Below are 24,285 nucleotides of genomic sequence, written 5' to 3'. Positions count from 1 at the left end.
TGCTCGTGCAAGCCCCTTTTTCAACGGCTGTTTATTCGCCAGGGTCGCAATGCACAGGGCGCAAGGAGTTGATGAATGTCGGAAAAGAAACTGGAAACCACGGTCGACCGCGTCTACCAAGGGGTTTACGAGGCGATCAGCAAGCGTTCGTTGCGTCCGGGCATGAAGCTTGGGGAGGCCTCTTTGGCCGAACTGTTCAATGTCAGCCGTACGTCTGTCCGGGCCGCGCTCAAGCAACTGGAAGCCGATGGACTGGTCACCATCGAGCCGAACAAAGGTGCCTCGGTGTCATTGCCCAGTGACGAAGAGATTCGTTCGCTGTTCGAAACCCGACGCTTGATCGAGATCGGCATCGTCAGTGAGCTGTGTCGGCGGCGTGATACGGCGGTGACCCGGGACCTGCGCGATCACTTGTTGCTGGAGGATGAGGCGCATCAAAGCGGCGATCACGAACGGCTGATCCATCTGCTCGGCGAGTTTCACATCAAACTGGCGCGCAGCCTGAACAACCCGGTGTTGCTCGACTGGTTCCAGAAATTGATCTCGCGCGCGTCCCTGTACGCGGCGGCGCTGGATGACGACAGTCACCAAGCCTGTCGCGACGACGAACACTTGCGGCTGATCGAATACATCGAAGCTGGCAATCAGAGCGCGGCGATCGAGCTCACTTGCATGCACTTGAACGGCATCGAGAAGGCCATCCTCGATGTGGCGGCGACGTTGAAAAGCAGCTACAACCCGCTTAAACATCTGATTGAGGTGTAAAGCACACTGAAAATCAAACTGTAGGAGCAGGCCTGCTCGCGATCGCGCCGGCACAGGCAGCATTGATGTCGTCTGACCTACCGCTTCGCGAGCAGGCTCGCTCCCACAGGGGGTCCAGAGCGGTCAGCAGGATTCAGCTATACCTCTATGAAACGATTGGCGTGCACGATGCTCGAATCAAACGGGTGCAATAACCGGGGCGAGTCAGCCTATGCAGTTTCTTGAAGATAGCCATGGGTGTTCCGGCTGGAGCGGCGAAATGGCCGAGCGCATTCGTGCGTTCGACTGGAGCAGGACGGAGTTGGGGCCGATCGACAATTGGTCCAGGAGCCTGAGTAGCACGGTGCTGTTGATGCTCGCATCTCCGTTGCCGATGGTGATGCTCTGGGGCCGGCCCGGCTACATGATCTATAACGATGCCTACTCGGCGTTCGCCGGCGGGCGTCATCCTTACCTGTTGGGTGCCCCGGTGGAGTTGGGTTGGCCGGAAGTTGCCGAATTCAATCGGCACGTGGTCGATACCTGCCTGGCGGGCAGCACGTTGTCGTATCGCAACAAGGAGCTGGTATTGCTGCGCGACGGCGTACCGGAAGACGTCTGGCTGGATCTCTATTACAGCCCGGTCTCCAACGATGACGGTCGCCCCGCCGGTGTCATGGCGATGGTCGTCGATACCACCGAGTTCATGATCTCCGAGCGTCTGCGCCAAGCCGCGGAAAACGCCTATCGCGCCGATAACGAGCGCGTGCGCCTGGCGCTCAATGCCGGGGCCTTGCTCGGCTCATTCGTCTGGGACATCAAGTCCAACGTATTGAGTGGCGATGAACGCTTTGCCCGGACCTTTTCCTATCCCGCCGGACAGAACCTGCTGGACCTGCCGCAGCAGGTTGCAGAAACGCGCATTCATCCCGATGACATCGCCTGGGTTCGGGAACAAGTCAATCAATCCGTGCAAACCGGCTCACCTTTCAACGCTGAATACCGGATATTGAGCCCCGACGGCAATTATTTGTGGGTGCTGGCCAGTGGCTGTTGCGAGTTTGATGAACAGGGTGAGCCGTTGCGTTTCCCCGGTGTGCTGATCGACATCCATGAACGCAAAATCGCTGAAGCATCCTTGCTCAAGTTCACCCGCAATCTGGAACAACGCGTGGCCAACGAAGTCGAGGCGCGGATGGCGGCGGAGGAGCAATTGCGCCAGTCGCAGAAACTCGAAGCCATTGGCGGCCTCACCGGCGGCGTGGCCCATGACTTTAATAACCTGTTGCAGGTGATCGCCGGCAACCTGCATTTGCTGGCCCGACACGAACCGGACAACGCCAACGTGCAACGCCGGGTCAGCGCGTCAATTGCCGCTGTCGAGCGCGGTGCCAAACTGTCTTCGCAATTGCTGGCGTTCGCTCGCCGTCAGCCGCTGTCACCGGCGATTTGCACGCCACAGCAGATTTTCGACGGCGTTGGTGAGCTGTTGCAGCGCGCGCTCGGGGAAACCATCCAGGTCCATATGACCGCCCCCGCCGAATCCTGGAGGGTGTACGTCGACCGCAATCAATTGGAAAACGCCATCCTCAACCTCGCCATCAACGCCCGCGACGCGATGAAGGGCGAGGGGACCATCGAGCTGAGCGCCGACAACATCAGCCTCGACCGCGAGTTCTGTGCAGGCAAAGGCATTGTCGGCGGTGATTACGTGCGGGTCTGCGTAGCCGATACCGGAGGCGGTATGGCGCCGCAGGTGCTTGAACAGGCATTTGAACCGTTTTTCACCACCAAACCCGACGGCCAGGGTACGGGCCTGGGGTTGAGCATGGTGTTCGGCTTCGTCAAACAGAGTGGCGGTCATATCGAAATGTCCAGTGTCGTTGGCCAGGGCACTCGGGTAGCGCTGTATTTCCCGCGCAGTCTGCGTTCGATGGACAGTGAAACCACCACGCCGGACGTGCAGCAGCGCGGCGGGCATGAACGGGTGCTGGTGGTGGAGGACAACGAAGCGGTGCGTACTTCGTCGGAGGACCTGCTGCGTGAAGAAGGCTACCAGGTGCTGACGGCTGCGAACGCTGATGCGGCCATGCAAATGTTGCTGGAGGGGGCAACGGTGGACCTGATTTTCACCGATGTCGTCATGCCTGGCCTGATCAAGAGTACGGACCTGGCCGCATGGGCCAAGGTGCAAAATCCTCCGGTGGCGGTGCTGTTCACCTCGGGGCATACCCGTGACATTATCTCGCGCAATCACCAGCTTAGCCCCGATACCTACCTACTGAGCAAACCCTACGGTCCCGACGCGCTGACCCGCATGGTTCGCACCGTCCTTAGTGGCTAAACAACGACCATTACCAATCAAGGCTCCCCCGATGACTGCCACTCGCACTTCCCACCCAACCTCCGGCATGGTCAGGGTGCGTGGCGCCCGGGAACACAACCTCAAGAACGTCGATGTCGATATCCCCCGCGACGCCCTGGTGGTGTTCACCGGTGTGTCCGGTTCGGGGAAGTCGTCACTGGCGTTTTCAACGTTGTACGCCGAAGCGCAACGGCGCTACTTCGAGTCGGTGGCGCCTTATGCACGGCGATTGATCGATCAGGTGGGCGTGCCGGATGTGGACTCGATCGAAGGCTTGCCGCCGGCAGTCGCCTTGCAACAGCAGCGGGGCACGCCGAGTACGCGTTCATCGGTGGGCAGCGTAACGACGCTGTCGAGCCTGATTCGCATGTTGTATTCCCGTGCCGGCAGCTACCCGGTGGGGCAACCCATGCTGTATGCCGAGGACTTCTCGCCGAACACACCACAAGGCGCCTGCCCCGAATGTCACGGCCTTGGTCGGGTCTATGAGGTCACCGAAGCGCTGATGGTCCCGGACCCGAGCCTGACCATCCGCCAGCGTGCCGTGGCTTCATGGCCGCTGGCCTGGCAGGGCCAGAACCTGCGGGACATCCTGGTGACCATGGGTTATGACGTCGACATTCCCTGGCGCCAACTGCCGAAAAAACAGCGCGACTGGATTCTCTTCACGGAAGAAACGCCCACGGTGCCGGTGTATGCCGGGCTGACGCCGGAAGAAACCCGGGTCGCCCTCAAGCGCAAAATGGAGCCGAGCTACCAGGGCGCGTTCACCGGGGCGCGACGCTACATCCTGCACACGTTCACCCACTCGCAAAGTGCGCTGATGAAGAAGCGCGTTTCGCAATTCATGCTCGGCAGCCCTTGTCCCTTGTGCGACGGCAAACGCCTCAAGCGCGAAGCGTTGTCGGTGACGTTTGCCGGCTACGACATCGGCGAACTGTCGCGGATGCCGTTGCTGCAAGTGGCCGAAGTACTCAAACCCGTAGCGGCCCGGCACTACCTTGAAGAAGGCGAGGAGGCGGGCGAAGTGCTGACACACGACCAGACCCGCGAGGCCCGCGAACAACGGGTGGCCCACGGGGCGAGCGGCCACGCCAATGCCCCGGACGTGCGCCACACGCCGAACCTGTCCGTGGAGAAACGCCTGGCTGCTCAGCGCATCGCCCAGGACTTGCTGGAGCGGGTCAGCACCCTGACAGATCTGGGGCTCGGTTATCTGGCGCTGGAGCGCAGCACGCCGTCGCTGTCCTCGGGTGAGTTGCAGCGTTTGCGCCTGGCGACGCAATTGGGATCGCAGCTGTTCGGCGTGATCTATGTGCTGGATGAGCCGTCCGCCGGCCTGCATCCCGCGGATGGCGAGGCGCTGTTTGAAGCCCTGCAACGTCTGAAAGCGGCGGGCAATACCTTGTTTGTGGTCGAGCATGATCTGGAAACCATGCGCCGCGCCGACTGGCTGATCGACGTCGGCCCGGCAGCGGGAGAGCATGGCGGACGCGTGCTGTACAGCGGCGCGCCCGCCGGCTTGGCTGACGTCGCCGACTCGCAAACTCGCGCGTATCTGTTCGCCGGGCAAACCCGCACGCTTCGCGCACCCCGCAAGCCGAGCGACTGGCTGCGTCTGGAAGGCATCACGCGCAATAACCTGAACGACCTCAGTGTCGAGTTTCCGTTGGGGTGTTTCACCTCGGTGACCGGTGTCTCGGGTTCGGGCAAATCCAGCCTGGTCAGCCAGGCGCTGCTGGAGCTGGTCGGTGCGCACCTGGGACGCCCGACCACCGACAATGATGCGCAAGAGCTGAGCCTGGAAGACGACGCGCCGCAAGTCAGTGGCGGGCAGGTCACCGCGGGGCTGGCGTCGATCAAGCGTCTGGTGCAAGTCGATCAGAAACCCATTGGCCGCACTCCGCGTTCCAACCTCGCGACCTACACCGGCCTGTTCGACAACGTGCGAAAGCTCTACGCCGCCACACCCGAAGCTCAGGAAGCGGGGTATGACGCCGGGCAGTTTTCTTTCAACGTCGCCAAGGGCCGTTGCCCGACGTGCGAAGGCGAGGGTTTCGTCAGCGTTGAGTTGCTGTTCATGCCCAGCGTCTACGCGCCTTGCCCGACGTGCCACGGCGCCCGCTATAACCCGCAGACGCTGGCGATCATCTGGCAGGGCCGCACGATTGCCCAAGTGCTGCAGTTGACCGTGGACCAGGCCGTTGAGGTGTTCGCCGAGCAAGCTTCGATCCGCCGCTCACTGGAGGTGCTGCGCGACATCGGTCTCGGTTATCTGCGCCTGGGCCAACCGGCCACCGAGCTGTCGGGTGGCGAAGCCCAGCGCATCAAATTGGCCACCGAGCTGCAACGCAATCAACGTGGGGCGACGCTGTATGTGCTCGATGAACCCACCACCGGCTTGCATCCGCGGGACGTTGATCGCTTGCTGGAACAGTTGAATAACCTGGTGTCAGCGGGGCATACGGTGATCGTCGTCGAGCATGAGATGCGCGTGGTGGCACAGAGCGACTGGGTGATCGACATTGGTCCCGGGGCCGGGGATCAGGGCGGCAAGATAGTGGTGGCCGGTACGCCGCAGAAAGTGGCGAAGAGTAGAAAGAGCCGGACGGCGCCGTTTTTAGCCCGCACACTCGCCTGATCAAGTTGTCGCAAGTGGTCGATCCGATGGAACGTTAGCGAAGTCGCGCCATTCCAACCTTCAAATGGCCTGACTGTTTCAGCCGCGCCCCTGCAGTGACGAGTGAGGTAGTGATTGATGAAAGAACAAATCGGCACACCGCATCAGGATCAAACCGCAAGCGACAACCTTGGCGAACCGGAAGAAACCACGGCGCAACCGCAAAGCGGCGATGACGTGGTCGATCAGAAGAATCGCCATACCGACAACGACAATGAATTCAGCCCGGGCTTCAAGCCCAATCCCGATCGTCCAAAGCCCAGTGATGACACTGATGCCGATATCGATACCGATGGCGGCTAGAGCCGGAAAACGAAAAAGCCGCATCTTGAATGCGGCTTTTTTCGCGCTGCGATTATTTGCTTGGATGTGCCGCCTGCAGTTTTTTCGCCATGTCCAGGTGTTTTTCCAGCCCCGGTAGCATTTTCTGTGCAAAGGCTTTTAGCTCGACCGCCCCTTTGGTTTTGTCATCGGTCACAGTGTTGGCTTCTTTCTTGAACAGCTCGATGGTTTCTTCGTGGGCCTTGACCTGGTTGTTGGCGTAGGCCGCATCGAAGGATTCATCGCGCATGTCGAGAATCTTTTCCTTTGCTTGCTTGACCAGCGTTGTGGTGTCGGGCACTTCGATATCGTTTTTCTTGGCGATGGTCGTCAGTTCGTCGTTGGCCTTGCCATGATCGGTAATCATCATATTGGCGAACGCCTTTACGTCTGCCGACTGGCTTTTTTCGAGGGCCAGTCGACTGGTTTCGATTTCAGCGATACCACCGGCAGCGGCGTGGTCCACGAAGTTATTTGAGGTGGCAGCGAATGCCGCGCCCATGCTGGTGCTCAGGGCTACGGCCAGGGCGAGGTTGCGCAGGTTAAATCCGTCCATTGGTTTTCTCCACTCGGTTTCATGGGCGATCTGGTGTGATCGTTAAGCTGTGGAGGCCGGGGTGCGGGCAAAGGTTTTATCGGCATTTGCGACAGGACGACGAATGGACACCGCTGGTCTGACAGATGGTCGACAGAACCGTGCAACCGAGACCATTCTGATAGTTGGCGAGCGCAATCAGTCGCGTTTGCTACCGATTAACTAACGGAGGTGTTCCATGCCGGTGCCCCACGACCTTTTTCAGGACTTGAGTTGCACAAAGGAAGAAATCCAGCAGAAACGCACCAAGGATCCGTTACTGGATTCACTGATCAACAAGTATTCCCTGGCAGACGCCGAGGTGGTGAAGGCGGAGCAGGCCAAATCCAGCGATGATGCGGTGTTAAAGCTCAAGGCCAAGCGCCTGGAGGTCAAGGACAAGATCGTCAGACAACTCCAGTCCCCGTCGTGATTCAGGGCCTTGCGTCACCGACGATCGGTGACTGAACTATTGGAACGGCGAGTGACAACGGCACCTCGAACGTTCACGAAGGTATCGTCTCTGAACTGAACACCGTGCCCCCTGTGGGAGCTGGCAGGCCAGCTCCCACTTTGTTTTGCGGCGATTATTGCAATGCGTTGGCCAATGGCAATCGCACCATGTTCTTTGCTTTCAACGAACCAAAATACAACCACTCGCCATACTCACGCACAGTGGTGATCGGCGAATAGTTGCCGTTGCTGCCGTCCTGCAGATTGGCGATGACTTTCCCCTGCAGATCCAGACCCAGTGCAAAACCACGTTTCTCCACCGGTTTGGGCAGTACGGTCATGGCTCGCGCGATCATCATCCGAATGAAGGGATGCGGCGCGGTGGCGTCGAGCAGCGCGTTGCGCGGGGCATACAGGGCCACCCAGAAACGGTCACGGCCGTTGAACGACAGGTTGTCCGGCAAACCCGGCAGGTTATCGATGAAGATGTCGTGAGTGCCGGCTTTCGGCCCGGTCAACCAATAGCGAGTGATGCGATAGGCGCCGGTTTCATTGACCAGAACGAACGCATCGTCCGGCCCAAGTGCCACACCGTTGGCAAACTCCAGTTTGTCCAGCAAAAGCGAAGTCTTGCCGGTCTGGAAGTCATAACGCAGCAACCGACCATCGCCACCGTGCTCGATGATGGCCTCGCCATCCTTGCCATAACCGAAGCGGCTGGAAGCATCGCTGAAATAAGCGAAGTGTCCGGGCTTATCGATAACCACATCGTCAGTGAAACCAAAGGGCAAGCCGTCAGCCTCCGTGGTCATCGCCGCCAAACGGCCCTGAGCGTCCAGCGAAAGCAGGCCTTTGACCGCATCGGCGATAACCAGCAAGCCATTCGGGTGGCGGGCCAGTCCCAACGGTCGGCCACCGGTATCGGCCAGCTTTTGGGTGACCTTGCCATCAAGGCTGGTGCGAATCACGCGGCCGTCATGCAGGCCGGTGATCAGCGCGTCATTCTCCAGCAGTAGCGCTTCCGGCCCGTCGATGTCAGCAGCGCCCACGCGCTCCACGGCTTTGAGTCGCTGATTATCGGCATAGAGGCCTTCGGTGAGGGACGGCGTCGGCGCCGGCGTCCAGGCGACCGGTTGCACCTTGGTCGGCATCAGCAGCAGGAACCCGCCGATGGCAACGATCAGCAGCAACACCCCATGGTGAACCCTGATCGATCGGCTCACGCGCCGACGCCTGACTGTGCCAGATATTTTTGCGCCATCTCACGCAATGCCAGCATCGACGCCGCTGACTCGCGGTCGATCCGCCGCCGGAGCAACAGGCGATTGGCAATGCGCATCATCAGGCCACTGAATTGATACTCCAGTGTGCGGACGAACCGGGTGCGGTCGCCCTCGGCCTCGCATTCGTAAGTCACCACCAGCGACAGCCCGTTATCACCCTCGGCCCGGGCACTCCAGCGCCGCCCTGGCAGATACTCGTCGACTTGCCAGCTCAAGTGCCCGTCGCGACCACCGGCGCGGATGTCCTCTTCGAACCGGGCGCCCGCATGCAACGCACCTTTCTGTCCGTTGATCTTCAGGGAGGATGGATGCCACTCCGGCCAGCGGCTTACGGTGCTGGCGTAGGCGAGGACGTCGATGGGGCTGCCAGCGATCTGGATCTGGTGCTGCATGCGGGTCATGGGCGTTCTCGTCAGGTTCGGGGTGGCTTGTTCCGGTTCCCAGTAGAGGGTGCCGAACAGGTAATCCATCAACGGAAATACGATGTTGAAATTGCGCTCCTGCATCATCTCGCGGCGATGATGCAGTTCATGCAGGCGACGCATCTGACGAATCCACGGCAGGCGCGTCAGCGGATTGTGCGGCGGCAGGTGCTCGCAGGCGTGGAACACTTCATAAGTCAGGTAGCCGAGGACCATGCAACCGGCGACCAGGCCGGCGATGTTGGCGTCAAACTGCGCGAGCAGCCACCAGAGGGGAAGGGTGATGACCAGTGTGTGCAACACGATCAGCCACGCGGGAAACAGGATCACCCGCCAGTCGCGTGCGTAGTCGTAAGTCATGTGCCCGGGGGCGAAAAAGCTGTGATGGTCGCCGGCATGGCGGGCATAGAACATCCGTGCGAAAGCCTTTTTGTGATGGCCCAGATGCCGGTGCACGATGTACACGCCGAAACTGAACAACAGCAGCGTCAGCGGCACCGCCAGCCATTGCAGCGGTTGCACCTGGTGCACGGTGCTCAAGAACGCAGCGATCGCAAACATGCCGAAAAGCAGCACGAAGATGCCATGTAACCAGGGGTTGTAGCGTGGATGGATGTCGGCGCGGTATCGGCTGCGGAATGCTTCGGTGGTCTGCCTCACTGCAATCACCTGTCGTTATTGTTATCTCCAGCAGATTAGACGATTTCGATGTGTTGTCCGGCCCAACATTGAGGACACAATGGCCATGATCCGGTGCAAAGCGCACCTACGTCAGTGGATTCCAGCGTTGTGACCAATCATCATCGGACTTGATCACTTCGCGCAGTAAATCGAACGCCTGTTGCAGGGTTTCCGAGTCGCGGTCGCGGGAATAAACCAGATAGGTCGGGTAGCTGAATTCCGGGGTCTTGGGCACTTGCTCCAGCACGCCGTTTTCCAGGTAGCTGTGCACGACGCGGGTACGGAAATAACCACTGCCGCCGTTTTCCAGAATGTACTGCAAGGCCAGCGGGCCCAGATTGAAACTCAGCGCAGCCTTGGCTTTTTCCGGGAGCGCGGCATCGTGCTGGCGCCGGAAGTCCGGACCCCAGTCGATATACACGTAAGGATCAGGCTGTGTCGGATGGCGGACGAGGATGAGTTTTTCTTCGAGAATCTGCTCCACTTGCAGACGCGGCCAATACTCGGGTTGATAGACCAGCGCCGCATCCAGCACCCCCAGCTCCAGTTGGCGCAGCAGGTTTTCGCCGTCGCGAATCTCCATGCGCAGGGCATGACTGGGGATCTTCTCGCGCAACTCGCCGGCCCAACTCAGCATCAGCGGATTGCACAGACTGACTTCACCACCGATGTGCAGTACATCGTGATAACCCTCGGGCAACGGCAAGTCCCGGCGCGCGGCCGCCCAGGTTTCCACCAGTTGATTGGCGTACACCACGAAGGCTTCGCCATTGGGCGTCAGGCGCGCGCCGGCACGGTTGCGCACGAACAGAGTGCTGCCCAACTGGCTTTCGAGTTTCTGTACCCGGGCGGTGATGGCGGTTTGAGTGACGTGGAGTTTCTCGGCGGCGGCGGCAAGACTGCCGTGGCGGACGATTTCCAGGAAGGTGCGGGCGAGATCGATGTCCATGGGGCGGCCAGAGCGGAGAGTGGTGGCATTGTAAGAGCGCTATCCCTTGCAGGCTACAGGCGCTTGAAACGACGAATCCCGCCACAAGGGCGGGATTCGTATCAAGCCATACGACTCCCGAAAGCCGGGAGCTACGTGCTTAGCTTGGGAACAGCTCGGACAGTTTCATTGCCAGCATCATGTCGCCTTCAGCGCGCAGCTTGCCGCCCATGAACGCTTGCATGCCGTCAGTCGAACCGTCGACGATGCCTTGCAGGGTTTCGCCGTCCATCACCAGGGTCACCTGGGCGTCCGGGTTCTCGCCTTCCTGCAGCTCGCAGGTGCTGTCCTTGACGATCAGCGAGAAGTTCTTGGTGTCGTCGATGCGGAAACCGAAGACCAGGTCCAGACCGGCGGCAGCGGCTGGGTTGAACTTGGCTTTCATTGCTTGTACTGCATCTGCTACGGAGGTCATGGTTTGATCCTTTTTCTGGTATTTAAAGCAGGGTGATAAGAGCTGGGTGATTACAGCCAGGGTCACAATAGTCCGGACTCAGCGGAAAGTGATGAGTTCCGGGGCCTTCAGCAGTTGCAGGTGGGCGTGACTGTTGAAGGAAGCCAGAGCCACCTCGCGACCGCGAAACTTGATCTGGTTGAGCGAGGTGTTGACGATTTGCCAGTTCAACTCAAAAGCCTGTCTGGCAGGCATTTGCGTAATGAGGTGGAGCAGGGCAGTGATGGTGCCGCCGGAAGTGAACACGGCGATTTTCTGCGTATTGTCGGCCTGTTCGAGGATCCGGTGCAGACCTGCCTGCACACGTTCGACAAACCCCAGCCAGCTTTCCAGGCCTGGTGTGTCATAGGTGCCGGCCAGCCAGCGCTCGATGATCAACGCGAAGATGCGCTGGAACTCGCCACGGTTTTGCGCGGCATTGCGCAGGATGTCCAGGGCTTCAGGTTCGTCCGGCAGCAGGGCGGGCAGCAGCGAGCGAATCACCGCATCGGCATCGAATTCATTGAAGGCGGAATCGGTCTCGAGGATGGGAACCGGCAACCCTACGGCCGCAAATTGTTCCAGTGCGCTGTTAGCCGTGTGCTGCTGGCGACGCAGGTCGCCGGCCAGGCAGCGATCGAAGTTGATGCCGAGTTCGGCCAGGTGCTGACCGAGGATTTCCGCCTGACGAATACCGGTCGGCGACAGGACATCGTAGTCGTCTGCACCAAAGGAGGCCTGGCCATGTCGAATCAAATAGATACTGCCCACGTCCGCGTCATCCCGGTACGTTGAAGGTTTGGCGAGGTTATGAGGATGGCGGTGAGCTGTCAATGAAAAAACATACGCTTGTTTGAAATGCCCGTTACAGGCATGTTGCCAGAGGTTTCACGGCTGGTCGCAAGGCCGGCGCATGGGTATGCTGAAGGCATCCCGCGCGCGTAGATGTCGCGCATCGTTTGAGGAGTCCCTGTGGAGTTTTTTTCCGAGTACGCCGTTTTTCTGGCCAAGACTGTGACCCTGGTGATCGCCATTCTGGTGGTCCTGGCCAGTTTTGCGGCAATGCGCAGTAAGGGTCGCCGTAAAACGGCCGGCCAGTTGCAGGTCAGCAAGCTCAATGATTTCTACAAAGGATTGCGTGAACGCCTGGAGCAAACCTTGCTCGACAAGGATCAGCTCAAGGCCCTGCGCAAGTCCCAGGTCAAGACCGAGAAAAAACAGAAGAAAAAGCCCGAGGCCAAACCACGGGTTTTCGTGCTGGATTTCGACGGGGACATCAAGGCGTCCGCCACTGAAAGCCTGCGTCACGAAATCACTGCACTGTTGACGCTCGCCACCCCGAAAGACGAAGTGGTGCTGCGCCTGGAAAGCGGCGGCGGTATGGTCCACAGCTACGGCCTGGCGTCCTCGCAACTGGCGCGTATCCGCGAAGCCGGCGTGCCGTTGACCGTGTGCATCGACAAAGTGGCGGCCAGCGGCGGTTACATGATGGCGTGCATCGGCGAGAAGATCATCAGCGCACCGTTCGCGATCCTCGGTTCGATCGGCGTGGTTGCGCAGCTGCCCAACGTCAACCGACTGCTGAAGAAACACGATATCGACTTCGAAGTGCTGACCGCCGGCGAATACAAGCGCACCCTGACCGTGTTTGGCGAAAACACCGAGAAGGGCCGGGAGAAGTTCCAGGAAGACCTGGACATCACCCATCAATTGTTCAAGAACTTCGTGGCCCGCTATCGCCCGCAATTGGCCATCGATGAAGTGGCTACCGGCGAAATCTGGCTGGGTATCGCGGCGCTGGACAAGCAACTGGTGGACGAACTAAAAACCAGCGACGAATACCTCGCCGAGCGCGCCAAGCAGTCGGAGTTGTATCACCTGCACTACGCCGAGCGTAAAAGCCTGCAAGAACGCATCGGCATGGCGGCCAGCAGTTCAGTCGATCGCGTGCTGACGAGCTGGTGGGGGCGCCTGACACAAAATCGTTTCTGGTGACGCTTGAGACGCAACTGTACTAAACGAAACCGCAGCAGACGCTGCGGTTTTTTTATGAGATAAAAATTGAATGGCTTAAATAAAAAAACACACGACTACGAAGTTTGATAAATATTTTGTGCTTATTAAAGATGTTTATTTTTCAGAAGGTTTGATTAGAATCGGCTTTCCCTAATCAGCAGCAAGGAAGTTGCACAATGGAAGTGATCGCTCACTACAATGTTAATTCGGATGACTTCGCTCTTTTCGTAAAGTTACTACCGCAAAAGCTCATGTTTCTTGTCGATTCACGGCCCGACAGGGATCACAAGGTTGTCCATCGATCCGCGAATGATGAGATATTGATCACCTTTATCAGGCGCCATCAGCCCAGTGCGTGGAAGCCGGAGTTCAAGGTTTTTATCGAAGGCGAAAACTGGGGAAGTTTGAACGGTACGTTGTTTGATGATGTCGCTGCACTGGCATATGCCATTCAAAAAAGAGGACTCCAGCAAGTCGAGTTTTAATTCGTTCTTATAAGCGAAAGTGTATTGCAGATGTAAAAAAGCCTTGATGACCAACATCATCAAGGCTTTGTTTTATTAACGGCGACGGAACAGCGGCAGCGGTTCGTCGGTGGCGGCCTGATAGGTCACCGAGAAGTCCTTGAGACCTTCCAGCGCTTCATACGGGTCCTTGTCGGCGCGTACAGCGAACGCATCGAAACCGCAGCGGCGCATGTAGAACAGCTGATCGCGCAGCACATCGCCAATCGCCCGCAGTTCGCCCTTGAAACCGTAACGGTCACGCAGCAGACGGGCGTTGGAGTAGTTGCGGCCATCGGTGAAGGCCGGGAAATTCAAGGCGATGACCTGGAAATTTGCCACGTCTTCACCGATTTCTTCGGCTTCTTCATCGGCATCCAGCCAGATGCCCAAGCCGCCGTCGCGGGCCAGAAGCATACGGCTGTGTTCGCGCCACAGTTGCAGCGGGACAATGTAGTCGTCGCAGTTGCTGATCTCGTCGATGTTGAAATCCTTGGGCAGCAGGTGCCAGGTTTCGTCGACGACGGCGTTGTTCTTAATGATTCGCTGCATAGACGCGTTCCTTGAAGAGGTCGATGCCAATACGCTGATAGGTGTCGATGAAACGCTCGTCTTCGGTACGTTGTTCGATGTACACGTCGATCAGCTTCTCGATCACGTCCGGCATGGCTTCCTGGGCGAAGGACGGGCCGAGGATCTTGCCCAGGCTGGCGTCGCGGCTGGCGCTGCCGCCGAGGGAAACCTGGTAGAACTCTTCGCCTTTCTTGTCCACCCCGAGAATGCCGATGTGGCCGACGTGGTGGTGACCGCAAGCGTTCATGCAACCGGAGATGTTCAGGTCCAGTTCACCGATGTCGAACAGGTAGTCCAGGTCGTCGAAACGACGCTGGATCGATTCGGCGATCGGGATCGACTTGGCGTTGGCCAGGGAGCAGAAGTCGCCACCCGGGCAGCAGATGATGTCGGTCAGCAGGCCGATGTTCGGCGTGGCGAAACCTTGCTCGCGCAATTCGCCCCACAGCGTGAACAGTTTTTCCTGCTCGACGTCGGCCAGGATGATGTTCTGTTCGTGGGACGTGCGCAGCTGACCAAAACTGTAACGGTCGGCGAGGTCGGCAACGGCATCGAGTTGCTTGTCGGTGATGTCGCCCGGTGCTACGCCGGTCGGTTTCAGGGACAGGGTCACGGCGACATACCCCGGCTTTTTGTGGGCCAGGGTGTTGCGCACGCGCCAGCGGGCGAAGCCCGGGTGTTGCTGGTCGAGCTCGGCCAGTGCGGCGTTCTGGTTTTCCAGGGCCTTGTAGTCCGGGTCGACGAAATGCTTGGCAACGCGATGTACTTCAGCTTCGGTCAGTGTGGTCTGGCCACCGCGCAGGTGTTCCATTTCCGCATCGACTTTCTGGGCGAAGACTTCAGGCGTCAGCGCTTTCACCAGAATCTTGATCCGCGCCTTGTACTTGTTGTCACGACGGCCATAGCGGTTGTAAACACGCAGGATGGCGTCGAGGTAACTCAACAGGTCTTGCCACGGCAGGAATTCGTTGATGAACGCGCCAACCACCGGGGTACGGCCCAGACCACCACCCACCAGTACACGAAAGCCCAGTTCGCCGGCGGCGTTGTGCACCGGCTCAAGGCCGATATCGTGGACTTCGATGGCGGCACGGTCGGAGGTCGAACCATTCACGGCGATCTTGAACTTGCGCGGCAGGTAGGCGAATTCCGGGTGGAACGTGGTCCACTGGCGCACGATCTCGCACCATGGGCGCGGGTCGATCAGTTCGTCGGCGGCGACACCGGCGAACTGGTCGGTGGTGACGTTGCGCAAGCAGTTGCCGCTGGTCTGGATCGCGTGCATCTGCACGGTGGCCAGTTCAGCGAGGATGTCCGGGATGTCTTCCACGGCCGGCCAGTTGAACTGCACGTTCTGCCGGGTACTGATGTGTGCGTAGCCCTTGTCATAGTCGCGGGCAATCTTGGCCATCATTCGCATTTGGCGCGAAGTCAGTTGGCCGTAAGGCACCGCCACTCGCAACATCGGAGCGAAGCGCTGGATATAAAGGCCATTTTGCAGGCGCAGGGGGCGGAACTCTTCTTCGCTCAGCTCACCTGCCAGATAGCGTCGGGTCTGATCACGGAACTGCTTGACGCGGTCCTCGATGATCCGCTGATCGTATTCGTCGTATACGTACATATAAGTCCTGTTCTCAGGCTTGGGTCGCTCGGATACAGCTGCGTTTTTTGCTTGCCGCAGTCCAAGAGCCTCTGCAATTCTGCGCGCACGGCCGCGCACTCCTGATGGAGCCGGGGCAAGATACCAGTTTGCAGTTATGCGCAAAAGTGATGTTTGAGTATATGAAAAGAACCAAAACGACTAACGAGATCAGTTATTAGCTAATCCACATTTGTCGTGCGGACAATCATCGTCTTAACTGTGGTCGAGTCCTTATGCAATCACCGATAAAACCGACAAGAGGCGATGCAATGAGCAACCCAACCAAAGCAAGGAAAAGCGATAGCTCCGTCGATGCCTGGGCGATTCTGTTCCTGATCATTCTGGTCGTTGGCACCGCTGTCTTTTGGGTGAGTCACCAGTAAACGACCCGACCGGGCCTCGGTCCGACGATTGTCGGACAAAAACCGGAATAAACGCCGTTTTGCGGACGTTGGCTGGCTATAATGCGCAGCGAATTTCCGGGGGCTTGGTCGATACAATGTTGAAGTTTCTAAGGGCAGCATTACTGGCGCTTGGCATGGTCGCGGGACCCTGCGCTCAAGCCGCGTCGGTACTGTTCCTGAACCCGGGAACCACCCGGGAAGCTTTTTGGGTCAGTTACTCGCAGTTCATGCAGGCCGCCGCCAGGGATCTGGGCATGGACCTGCGCATCCAGTATGCCGACCGGGTGCCCGAAAACATCGTCAAACAGGCGCGCGAAGCGCTTCAGGGACCCAATCGTCCCGACTACCTGGTGTTCGTGAATGAGCAATCCGTCGCCCCCGAAGTGCTGCGCCTGGCGCACGGCAGCGGCGTGAAACTGTTTATGGTCAACAATGCCCTGACTGTGGATCAGGCAAAACTGCTCGGCGCGCAATCCGACAAGTATCCCGACCTGATCGGCAGTCTGGTGCCCAACGATGAGGAGGGCGGCTACCTGATGCTCAAGGAGTTGATTCGCTTGCGTCCTCCGGTGGCCCCGGGCCAGGTGATCGAGCTGCTGGCTTTCTCCGGTTTGAAAGTCACGCCGTCGGCGCAGTTGCGCGAGCAAGGCATGCGCCGGGCGCTGGCCGAACATCCGGAAGTGCGATTGAGGCAATTGGTGTATGGCGGCTGGACACATCAGCGCGCCTACGAGCAGGCCAAACTGCTACTCAAGCGTTATCCGCACACTTCACTGGTATGGGCGGCCAACGACGAAATGGCGTTTGGCGTCATGCAGGCGTATGTCGAATCGGGTGGGGTTCCGGGCAAGGGTGCGTTGTTCGGCACCATCAACAATTCGCCCGCGGCATTGCGAGCGTTACTCGACAATCGCCTGAGCGTGTTGCTGGGCGGGCATTTCAGCCTGGGTGGCTGGGCCATGGTTGAGTTGCATGACTATGAAAAGGGCGTCGACATCAGCCGGTACGGCGGCCGGGACCGACAGATTCCGCTGTTGCAACGGATTGACCGAGCGCAAGCCAAACGACTGTTGGCGTTGAGCAACACACAGGACTTCGGGGTGGACTTCCACAAACTATCGGCCAAGGGGCGGCCAATGTCCTACCGATACCCGTTCAGCCTGCAAACCCTGATGCACTGAGCCGTTTCAGATTCCTGCCAGCAGCAGCACCAGTTTGACGATGCCAAACAGGGTCAGGGCAAACACCGTTGTGAACAGAATCCCCAGGATCACGAAATGACTCGGCTTGCCGTGGGTGAAGTCCCGCGCCCGGTTCTTGCCACTCTGCACGCCAAACGCTGCCGCCATGACGCTGTGCAGCATCTGCCAGAAGGTCGGCGGCTTGTTGTCGACTGGATCGTCCATACATCCCTCGTCTGTCAGTAAGTCCTCAAAGCATAGACAATCTGCCGGCGTGCGGATCGACGCATTTTGCAATCAGTCTGGGCCGATGCGGTAACTATCTACCGTAGATACGGTGCGCCGAAATGATGTCCTGTCGTTCCATTATTCTGGAGCGACACCATGTCTAGCCATTCCCCCTCATTACCCCATCAGCCTCTGATCGCGGGCCGAAGCAGCATTCATAGCGAACTTGTTGAGCAACTGACGCCTGATTGGTTGGTGGACGCTACGCCGCAGCGGCGGGCAGCCATAAAAGCCAGTGGCTCGCTCGCGCCGCAGTGGTATTCGCGGGCAACCAGCGCGCAACAGCAGGCGCTGCAAGAGCGCTTCAACGACAGCTTTGTGTCCCAGTCCCGGCTCGACAAAACGCTGTCGTCGCTGCCTGACGCCGAAAGCTTTGCCGAGCCGATATTGCGCAAGGCGCTGAAGGATCAGTTCGGGGTCGAAGCCGACGTCAACAAAACCTTCATATGTCTGAGGCGAGCGCTGGAAGTCAGCGATTTTGAAATCGAGATCGACTCGTTCGAGGTGTTGAAACTTTCGTTGTTGCAGGCGGCACTGCATAACTTCGAAGCGTCCGAATGCAAGGCGGGCGCCTTTCATCGCGGGTCGGGGTTTGCGGTCGAAACGTCGACGCCCGGTACGTTCGAGGTCGCGACCCTTAACGTGTCGGTCACGCAATTCCTCTCGCTCTGCCGCCAACTGGATATCGGCGCGCAGTATCAAACCCGTGTGCAGGCATTTTTTCAGACAACGGATGCGCAGAAGGACACGACCCTGGCCGGGCAATTCGTTGCCAGCCAGAAAGCGGCAATGAGAGCGGCCGCCGAAATGGCGCTGCTGAAAAAGGACATCGAACCCGACGATTACACAATGATCCTTTCGGTGATTGATGGCGAAATCCATCCCAGGGTCGGCAACAGACCGGTCTGGTTTCGTGACCTGAGCCTGATGAAGCGCAGGATGACCGGCTGCGTGGTGTTCAGTATCAGTGAGCAGTATCGCTATGCCAGCGACTTCATCGTCTACATTCCCCACGATCCGGAACACCCGCTCAAGCGCTACACCTCCGAACAGATGCGCAAAGAGTTCAAGCGCCAGTTCACCACCCGCGATGCATTGCCCGCCGGTGACGGCGGGCCGACTGTCCACCAGCGCTTCTTCAGCCAGTTTGTGGCCTACGCCGACCGGCCTTATTACTTCAGTCAGTTCACCCGCAAGGCTGCCGACTCTGCGACTGACCCTTTGCATTCGTTCTGGATGAAGGTCGCTCGATACGTGCCCCCGTTTTCGTCCGTCGCCCGCATCAAGGAGCTGCCGCCAGAGCCTGCGGGTAAACGTGAGCCGGTCGACGATCCTTATCTCAATCCATTCGGGATCGTTCGCGACGGTGTGGCGGGCATCTGGTCCGCCAACAGCGACCTGTGGGTTTATCTCTATGAGCAAAACCGCAAAAAAGTCATCGCCGACGCCCGCAGCCACGCGGTGCCCACGGCTGACGTCGATGCGCGAGTGCGGGCTGAGAAGCTCAATCATCTGCTGGAAATCGGCTTGCTGGGCCTGAACATGGTGTCGATGTTCGTGCCGGTGCTGGGGGAGGTCATGCTGACGGTCATGGCCGGTCAGCTGCTGTACGAATCGTTCGAAGGGGCGATCGAGTGGAGTGAGGGGGATCGCACGGCGGCCAAGGCGCATCTGGTCGACGTGGCTGAGAATCTGGCGCTGATCGCGGTCATGGCGGGTGCAGGCAAAGGGCTGGCCAGGCTGGGGGCGGTCAAACCCGAACCGGTGGTCGAGCGTCTGGAGCCCGTCAAGCGCGCCGACGGCGAGACCCGCTTGTGGAAACCGGACCTGAGCGCCTACGAAAGCATCACCCGGCTGGATCACAACTCAGTCCCTGATGCGTCAGGACTGCATCGGGTCAATAACAGAACCTTTATCCGGCTGGGCGGCAAGACTTACGAAACAACCTTTGACCCTTCGCTGAAGAAATGGCGCATCCAGCACCCAACCGACACTGGCGCCTGGCAACCCATACTCGAACACAACGGTCACGGCGCCTGGCGCCATACGCTGGAGCGTCCCCTGGCATGGGATCGTCTGACCCTGCTGCGGCGCATCGGCTCCATCACCGAGGGATTTTCCGATGAGCAACTGCTCGGCATCGCCGAGGCGTGCGATGTCGACGACAATGCCTTGCGCAAGATGCACATGGATCATCTGGCACCGCCACCAGAACTGGTGCAGGCCCTGCAGCTGTTTGAGTCTGATCCCGTGTCGGGCGAGCCCTTGGCTGAAAAAATACAACGCGCCACACCGGGACTGAGTCATGCCGCCGCCCGCAGGGTACTGCTCGATGCCAATGCTGAAGAGCTCAACCGCTTGAAAACTACGGGTCGAATTCCCCTGAATATGCTGGAGGAGGCGCGTTGGCATGCGCAGCAGGGGCGCCAGGCCCGGGCGTTTACTGGCCTGCGCATGGAACAACTGGGTTCGGCTGACAGCACGTGGCTTGCCCTGCATGCCCTGGAAAAAATGCCAGGTTGGTCCGGTGAGGTGCGGCTGGAGATTCGCGACGGCCACATCGAGGGTGCATTGATTGACGGCATCGGTAGTGAGGCCGCGACCGTCCGTAAATACGTGGTTAAAAACGGCCCGTCTTATCAGGCATTCGACGAACGTGGCGAGACGCTAAACGGCGTGCCACCCACTGGCGATAACTTTTTCGCCTCGATCATGCATGCACTACCCGATGAATCCCGCCGAGCTTTGGGGCTTCCACACGTGAGTCAAAGTGCTGCTCTGAAGCAGGCTGTGATCGACTCGGCCTTTGAGCATCGGGCGCGACTGTCACAGATGCTGGAGCAGCGCGGCGGGAGAGGCAAGGCATTCAAACCCCCTGCACGCATCGCTGAGCGCCGGGTGGGTTATTACGCCAGTGGACGCGGGCAAGGTTTGAACCCGTCTCTGGTGACCCGGGTTCAGGATGTCTATCCAGCGCTGACGGACCAGCAGGCCAACGGATTTATCCTGGCGCAACTGCGCGCCGGCAAGACCGATGGGCAAATCTATAACCTTTTGCAAGCACGCCTGCGCGAGTGGCAAAACCTCGAGTCTACGCTCGATCAATGGGTCGGCGAGCCGATGCAGGGGGTTGTCTTACAGTCGATGTTGGGAGGCAGGGCTTCGGTCGCCCAGAGTCTCAAACAATGCTGGCGTAATTCGCCACTGGCCGCAGAGCGCTCGCGCTACAGAATGCTTGATCTGGTGTGTGACGAAGCGATCCCTTCATTGTCGGCGGATTTCTCCCATGTGCGTGATCTGGATGTCCGGGGTCAAGGCATCACTGACGCCAATGCCGATGCGCTGTTGGCGAATTTTCCGATGCTCAACCGACTGCGGATCAATGCCACTGGCAACGGTCTGAGCAACGTACCTGAAGCGTTGAGCGCGATGCCGGACCTCAGAGGACTGAGCCTGTACTCAGCCGCTCCCTTCGCGGCAGACATGCCATCGAGACTGGGTGCATTGACGGCACTTGAGGAACTCAGCGTGTATTCAACCTGGGGCGCACCGATCGCTCTGGATGTCAGCCGGCTACGCAATCTGCGCCAGCTCGACGTGATTGCGCCGGCTATGGAAGAGTGGCCCGCCGGGGTTCTGGAACTGCCCCGGCTTGAGCGTCTGAATCTCAGCGGGACAGGCATCAAAACGCTACCCGAGGGTGTATTCGAAGGGCATGAAAAACTCTGGTCCGGGCTGTCGCTGGATTGGTCAAATTTCCTGCGTACAAACTTCAAACCCGCGTACGAGTACATCCGGCGTCAACCGCAACACCTGGTTGATCTGGAAGAAATGGTCAGGCGTTACAGCAAGGGCGAACTGAGGCGGCTTGCTGAAGGCATCAACGATCCGTTCGAGGAATTGTTCGCTCAATTTGTTCAGCAATGGCAAGGCGCAGGGGCGAGGTTCGACGCCGTCGAAGCATTGAGTGAGCAGCATCATCGGCTCAACCAACACCTTAATGGCTGGTCCGAACGCGCGCTGCAAATGCCCGCAGTGGCCAAGGAGATCGTGGGGCGTACATGGATCGCCAGTACCCTGAGAGCCTGCTGGCGCAACGGTGCTTTCAAACGCTACGGCTCGACCGCCGATGCCTCGGTACTCGACTTGCCGAGCCTTGAATTGAGTGAGTATCCCCCATTGCCGGACGTCGTCTTACCTGAAGTACGCACCTTGTATTTGAGTGGAAGTAAAGCCCCTGTCGAACAGATCCGCCGTTTCGTCAAGGGTTTTCCAGGGATTGAAAAGCTCAACGTGAGTGGCAGCGGCTTGACCGAAGTGCCCATTGCGCCCGGTGATCTTGGGGAACTGACGGATCTGGACCTTTCCAATAACCGGATCGTCGTCGACGCCGGGGTTCAGCAAGCAATTGATGGATTGCACTCAGTCCGATGCCTGGACCTGAGTTACAACCCGTTGCAGGTTCTGGACGTCAGTGCGATGACTCGCCTCAAGGCCCTGAATCTGCGTGGCACAGATTTGCGGGAATGGCCGAAGGGGGCACAAAACCTGCCAGAGCTTTACTGGCTGGATTTGCGAGACAGCAAGGTCTACGCACTGCCGGAGCCGCTGGCAGACGAGACGCTGCTCAAGACCAATCTGACGGGCGCGCCTTTGTCCCTGCAAGCCGTCGCACTGCGCAATGCGGCCCGGCAACGTCTGGAAATTGCCAAAGGCCTCCCGGCTGGCGCTTTGGAGCGATTCGACCTGGAACAGGTGCCCCAGGATTTCCCGTTGTTCGAAAGCGGCAGTTCGATCGCACGTCAATTGCTGCCGCTGCCAGATGTGCCCGCAGGAGAAGGGGACGGGGTTTTAACAAAGCGCCTGCAACGCCTGAAACCGACACTCGCTGATGATGAAGCCTTGCAAATGATCGATCAGTTGCAGGCGAGCGGGGCGGCGAAGAAGAAAATTACCGAATGGGAGCAGGCCTTTGAAACGCTCACACGTCGATTGAATGGTTGGCTGTTCACCCGCGGATCTCGCGGTGCGGGCTGGATGACATCCTCCAGCATTCGCCGGCAGGCTGCCTCACGGATCCTCGAATGCTGGCGTGCAGGGCTGAGCGTTACGGGGCCGGGCGCGGCGGCAGATGCGGTGCTCGATCTCAACGGGCTGCAACTGGGTGACCTGCCTGAGCTGCCGGCCATGTTCGAGCATGTCGGCACGTTGAGGCTCACGAGCGTAAAACTGACCCCTGCGGGTTCCGATGGGTTCCTCAAGGCATTTACCCGACTGAAAACATTGGACCTCAATGGTAATGGGCTGGACGCCGTTCCAGAGCCGGTTCGGAACATGGTCAGGCTTGAGCGTCTGGAGTTGTCCTCAAACCAGATAGCCGATACCGAGCAGTTGTATGCCACATTGAGCGGACTCGAGCGTTTGCGCTGGCTGGACTTGAGCTACAACGAACTGGATGCGTTCGATGTCGGTGCTTTTGAGGCGCTGGAGACGCTGGATCTGCGCAATAACAACTTGACCGAATGGCCGGACGCGGTGTTCGACAGCCCTCACCTCGGCACGCTCAATCTCAGCGGCAACGACATCACGTCGATTCCCGAGCAAATCCTGAGTGGCAACCACGGGGTCTTGTTGTCCGGTACGGATCTGACCGACAACTACCGTCTATCGCTTGAGAGCCTCGAACGCCTCAGGGCTTACCGTGAATCGGGGTTGCACGAGACCGTTCTGGGGATCTCGCGTGCCGATCTTGATGAGTTGATCGATGACGCCACCGGCTTTGGCGGCGACAGCAGTGAAAGCTTCGAAACGGATGAGGACTTGCCCGAGGCCCAGCCGGATCTCGAGCAGAAAACGCCTTGGTTGGCCAATCTTCCTCCCGAGCAGTTAGCCCGCAAAACCGAGGTATGGGATCAACTCGCGGCAGAGCCGGACAATGCAGCGTTCTTTCATTTGCTTGAACGATTGCAGGATACCCAGGAGTTCAGGGTGGCAAACGCCGATTTGACTCGGCGCGTATGGACGGTCATGGAAGCCGCCGCCAGCAATACCGAACTGCGGGAAATCCTGTTTGCGGGTTCCAACACCCACGGCACCTGCGTCGACGGTCGAATCCTGACGTTCAGCGGGCTGGAAAGCAGAGTCTTCACCCACAATGCCTTGCTTGATGTTCCGCTCGGGCGCCCGAATGCGAAGGGTCAAGCGCTGCTGACGTTGTCCCGGCAGCTGTTTCGACTGGACAAGGTCGATGATCTTGCGAGGAAAGTCGCCGCGCAAACCGGTCAGGATGAGGCCGAGGTGCGCTTGGGCTATCGAATCGGCCTGACACAAGGATGGGCCGACGGCCTGGAGTTGCCGGGGCAACCCAAACACATGACCTATGCCTCGGGAGTGAGCGCTCGACAACTGGCGGACGCGCGCATCGAGATCGCCAACGCAGAGCAGTCTGATGGTTTTTTTGAAGATTTGATCCAGCGCGATTACGGGGTGAGTTATCTCAAGGAAAAACACCCTGAGGTCTTCAAGGCACTTGATGAGGTGGACATTCAGGAGGGGGGCGATAGCGCGGACGAAGCGGCGTTCTTGAGTCAGCTTTTCGAGCAGGCCGCCGCACGCAACGCGAAGATGATCGAGTTGTCGCGACAGGAAGTGTCGACGCTGTCGGGGGCTTCGGTCGAGTCAATCAATCTGGCAAAAGCCCCCGGCAACGGTTAATGCTGTTCAGTTAAGAGATA

18 protein-coding genes are annotated in these 24,285 nt (G+C 59.0%); 9 read left to right on the top strand and 9 right to left on the bottom strand.

Annotated elements, in window-relative coordinates:
- Positions 1 to 75 precede the first annotated feature (75 nt).
- The 4 genes from BVK86_RS01760 to BVK86_RS01745 all read left to right on the top strand — a co-directional run bounded on the left by BVK86_RS01760 (position 76) and on the right by BVK86_RS01745 (position 6,092).
- The gene (locus BVK86_RS01760; RefSeq protein WP_075944767.1) at positions 76 to 765 is read left to right on the top strand and encodes a GntR family transcriptional regulator; all 690 of its coding nucleotides are present in this window, start codon (positions 76 to 78) and stop codon (positions 763 to 765) included.
- A gap of 211 nt (positions 766 to 976) precedes the next feature.
- The gene (locus tag BVK86_RS01755) at positions 977 to 3,088 is read left to right on the top strand and encodes an ATP-binding protein (RefSeq protein WP_075944766.1); all 2,112 of its coding nucleotides are present in this window, start codon (positions 977 to 979) and stop codon (positions 3,086 to 3,088) included.
- A gap of 31 nt (positions 3,089 to 3,119) precedes the next feature.
- The gene (locus BVK86_RS01750; protein ID WP_075944765.1) at positions 3,120 to 5,750 is read left to right on the top strand and encodes an excinuclease ABC subunit UvrA; all 2,631 of its coding nucleotides are present in this window, start codon (positions 3,120 to 3,122) and stop codon (positions 5,748 to 5,750) included.
- 117 nt (positions 5,751 to 5,867) lie between these two features.
- Complete coding sequence (locus tag BVK86_RS01745) at positions 5,868 to 6,092, top strand: hypothetical protein (RefSeq protein WP_075944764.1); 225 nt, start codon at positions 5,868 to 5,870, stop codon at positions 6,090 to 6,092.
- 52 nt (positions 6,093 to 6,144) lie between these two features.
- Here BVK86_RS01745 and BVK86_RS01740 read toward each other — a convergent pair whose 3' ends face one another.
- Entirely contained in the window at positions 6,145 to 6,666 is a 522-nt protein-coding gene (locus BVK86_RS01740) for a DUF4142 domain-containing protein (protein WP_075944763.1), read from the bottom strand.
- Positions 6,667 to 6,883: 217 nt separating this feature from the next.
- On the opposite strand from BVK86_RS01740, the gene BVK86_RS01735 reads away from it, so the two are divergent.
- Positions 6,884 to 7,117 (top strand): DUF465 domain-containing protein, encoded by a 234-nt coding sequence (locus BVK86_RS01735; protein ID WP_075944762.1) that lies wholly within the window; start codon positions 6,884 to 6,886, stop codon positions 7,115 to 7,117.
- A 154-nt stretch (positions 7,118 to 7,271) separates the two neighbouring features.
- Here BVK86_RS01735 and BVK86_RS01730 read toward each other — a convergent pair whose 3' ends face one another.
- The 5 genes from BVK86_RS01730 to BVK86_RS01710 form a co-directional block, all read right to left on the bottom strand.
- The gene (locus tag BVK86_RS01730; RefSeq protein ID WP_075944761.1) at positions 7,272 to 8,360 is read right to left on the bottom strand and encodes an SMP-30/gluconolactonase/LRE family protein; all 1,089 of its coding nucleotides are present in this window, start codon (positions 8,358 to 8,360) and stop codon (positions 7,272 to 7,274) included.
- Positions 8,357 to 9,502 carry a sterol desaturase/SRPBCC family protein gene (locus BVK86_RS01725; protein ID WP_075944760.1) on the bottom strand — a complete coding sequence of 382 codons (1,146 nt, stop codon included), beginning with the start codon at positions 9,500 to 9,502 and terminating at the stop codon, positions 8,357 to 8,359. The genes BVK86_RS01730 and BVK86_RS01725 overlap by 4 nt, the downstream gene beginning before the upstream one ends.
- A gap of 106 nt (positions 9,503 to 9,608) precedes the next feature.
- Positions 9,609 to 10,472: a LysR family transcriptional regulator gene (locus BVK86_RS01720; protein WP_075944759.1), complete on the bottom strand. Its 864-nt coding sequence runs from the start codon at positions 10,470 to 10,472 to the stop codon at positions 9,609 to 9,611.
- 139 nt (positions 10,473 to 10,611) lie between these two features.
- Entirely contained in the window at positions 10,612 to 10,926 is a 315-nt protein-coding gene (locus BVK86_RS01715) for an SCP2 sterol-binding domain-containing protein (protein WP_007946492.1), read from the bottom strand.
- A 78-nt stretch (positions 10,927 to 11,004) separates the two neighbouring features.
- A complete protein-coding gene (locus BVK86_RS01710) occupies positions 11,005 to 11,715 on the bottom strand; it encodes a histidine phosphatase family protein (protein WP_075944758.1) in 711 nt (236 codons plus the stop codon).
- Positions 11,716 to 11,916: 201 nt separating this feature from the next.
- Between BVK86_RS01710 and sohB the strand changes: the two genes are divergently transcribed.
- Together sohB and BVK86_RS01700 are read left to right on the top strand one after the other, a co-directional pair.
- Positions 11,917 to 12,939: a protease SohB gene (gene sohB, locus BVK86_RS01705; protein WP_075944757.1), complete on the top strand. Its 1,023-nt coding sequence runs from the start codon at positions 11,917 to 11,919 to the stop codon at positions 12,937 to 12,939.
- A 197-nt stretch (positions 12,940 to 13,136) separates the two neighbouring features.
- Positions 13,137 to 13,445 carry a hypothetical protein gene (locus BVK86_RS01700; RefSeq protein ID WP_075944756.1) on the top strand — a complete coding sequence of 103 codons (309 nt, stop codon included), beginning with the start codon at positions 13,137 to 13,139 and terminating at the stop codon, positions 13,443 to 13,445.
- A 75-nt stretch (positions 13,446 to 13,520) separates the two neighbouring features.
- On the opposite strand, the gene BVK86_RS01695 is transcribed toward BVK86_RS01700, so the two are convergent.
- Both BVK86_RS01695 and BVK86_RS01690 read right to left on the bottom strand, forming a co-directional pair.
- Positions 13,521 to 14,015, bottom strand: a complete 495-nt coding sequence (locus tag BVK86_RS01695) for a DUF934 domain-containing protein (protein ID WP_075944755.1) — start codon at positions 14,013 to 14,015, stop codon at positions 13,521 to 13,523.
- On the bottom strand, positions 13,999 to 15,657 hold the full coding sequence (locus BVK86_RS01690; protein WP_075944754.1) for a nitrite/sulfite reductase: 1,659 nt from the start codon (positions 15,655 to 15,657) through the stop codon (positions 13,999 to 14,001). The genes BVK86_RS01695 and BVK86_RS01690 overlap by 17 nt, the downstream gene beginning before the upstream one ends.
- A gap of 520 nt (positions 15,658 to 16,177) precedes the next feature.
- Between BVK86_RS01690 and BVK86_RS01685 the strand changes: the two genes are divergently transcribed.
- Positions 16,178 to 17,263 carry an ABC transporter substrate-binding protein gene (locus tag BVK86_RS01685; protein WP_075944753.1) on the top strand — a complete coding sequence of 362 codons (1,086 nt, stop codon included), beginning with the start codon at positions 16,178 to 16,180 and terminating at the stop codon, positions 17,261 to 17,263.
- Positions 17,264 to 17,269: 6 nt separating this feature from the next.
- Here BVK86_RS01685 and BVK86_RS01680 read toward each other — a convergent pair whose 3' ends face one another.
- Entirely contained in the window at positions 17,270 to 17,488 is a 219-nt protein-coding gene (locus tag BVK86_RS01680) for a DUF2970 domain-containing protein (protein ID WP_075944752.1), read from the bottom strand.
- Positions 17,489 to 17,647: 159 nt separating this feature from the next.
- Here BVK86_RS01680 and BVK86_RS01675 point away from each other — a divergent pair, with 159 nt between their 5' ends.
- Positions 17,648 to 24,265 carry an NEL-type E3 ubiquitin ligase domain-containing protein gene (locus BVK86_RS01675; protein WP_075944751.1) on the top strand — a complete coding sequence of 2,206 codons (6,618 nt, stop codon included), beginning with the start codon at positions 17,648 to 17,650 and terminating at the stop codon, positions 24,263 to 24,265.
- Positions 24,266 to 24,285: the final 20 nt, after the last annotated feature.

Source organism: Pseudomonas reinekei, assembly GCF_001945365.1.
Classification (GTDB): Bacteria; Pseudomonadota; Gammaproteobacteria; order Pseudomonadales; family Pseudomonadaceae; genus Aquipseudomonas; species Aquipseudomonas reinekei.
This window is presented reverse-complemented; position numbering and strand designations above follow the sequence as displayed.